2 protein-coding genes are annotated in these 1,539 nt (G+C 75.8%); both read right to left on the reverse strand.

What is annotated here, in order from left to right; translation table 11 throughout:
* Window positions 1-643, reverse strand: a 643-nt coding sequence (locus tag O3Q52_RS52970; protein WP_269655530.1) for an aminotransferase class I/II-fold pyridoxal phosphate-dependent enzyme, incomplete at its 3' end; no start/stop codon positions are given.
* Between the two features lie 174 nt (window positions 644-817).
* On the reverse strand, window positions 818-1,539 hold a 722-nt coding region (locus O3Q52_RS52975), incomplete at its 5' end, for a hypothetical protein (protein ID WP_269655531.1).

Here is a 1,539-nt window from a genome sequence, read left to right on the forward strand (position 1 = left end):
AGGGGCCGGCGAGGTCGGTCAGGACCGTGACGTGTTCCGGCAGCATCTCGGCGGGGCTCAGGAACACGGTGTCGTGCGGTTCGTGCAGGGTGTCGCGCCAGGTCTCGTCGCTGACCACGTGCAGCCCCTCGCCCACGGCTGCCTCGATGGCCTCGTGGACCACCTCGGGCGGCGCGACGGTGGCGGTGGGGTCGTCGGCGACGGAGAGGACGAGCAGCCGCGGGTGGCCGCCCTCGGCACGTACTCGGCGCACGGTCTCCAGGAGGGCGTACGGGTCCGGGACTCCGCCGCACTCGGCGGGTGTCCCGACATGGAAGACGGAGCTGCCCAGCAGGCGTGCCTGCGGCGCCCACCAGGCCGCGCAGGGGCGCGGTACGAGAACGTCGCCGCCGAGCGCGGCGGTCAGCGCGAGAAGCAGTGCGGGGGCGCCGGGCGCCGCGGTGGTCCGGTGGCGGTCGGCCGACAGTCCGCGCCGGGCCCAGTAGGCGAGGGCGGCGTCCAGGAGCGCGGGTCCCCCGCCGGTCGGTTCGGTGTGCGCGCCCGTCGCGGCGGCGGCGAGTCCGGGCGGCACCGGCAGGTCCTGGCCGGGGAGCGGTGGGCCGTAACGGACGGGTCCGTGGCCTTCCGGATCGGTCCGCCGCATACGTGCCTCCGCGAAGTGATCCGTGGACCGGCCGTCGTGCCGTGGACCGGGCCTCCGTGGATCGCGGATCCGCGGACGCCGGTCCGTGGTCCGTCGTGGTTCCCACGGTGCCTGTCGTGCCCCTGTGCTTCGAGTACCCAAGGCTCTGCGTACCCAGTGGATCGCGTGGCCAGCTCAGCCGTTCGAGGACGACTCCCGGCGGCGCAGTCTGTGGACGGCGGCGCCGGCCGCGCCCGCGATGAGGACACCGCCCGTGACCAGGGCGAGGGTGGAGTCGGTGAAGGTGCCGCCCTCGCCCGCCTGCACCCCGCGCTGGACCGCGGCACCTTCGTCACGGGCACCGCCGTCACGCGATCCGCCGTCACGGGGCACCTCGTCACGAGAGCCCTCGTCACGGGAACCCTCGCGGGAGTCCGCCCCGGAGGAGCCCTCGCCGGAGGAGCCCTCGCCGGAGGAGCCCTCGCGGGAGGAGTCCTCGCGGGACGCCGAGAAGGACGCGCTCCACTGCTTCCCCTGGCCACCGGGCGCGGCCGGGCAGGTGCCGTCGACACTCCAGTCGGAGTCCTTGCCGACCGCGTCGGGCCCGCCCTCCTCGAAGTTCCCGGCGGGCGCGATACGAGCGGTGCCGCTGTAGGCCGGACCGCCCTCGGCGTCCTCCTTGCCGCCGTCCTTGTTCAGCTGGACGGTGCCGCGCTCGAAGGCCTGCGAGGTGGCGTCGATGGTCTCGGGGGCGGGACCGCCCGTCGGCTCGCAGGCCACGGAGACGGTGACCGTGCCGCCCGGGGCCACGGTGCGGGGGCTGGCCTCCGCCCCCGGGTTCGCGGCGGCCGCCACGGTGGTGCCCAGGGCGACGGCGGTGAGGGCGGTGGCGGACAGGGCGCGGACGGTACGGGGAT

Source organism: Streptomyces sp. ActVer (assembly GCF_027270795.1).
GTDB classification, from domain to species: domain Bacteria; phylum Actinomycetota; class Actinomycetes; order Streptomycetales; family Streptomycetaceae; genus Streptomyces; species Streptomyces umbrinus_A.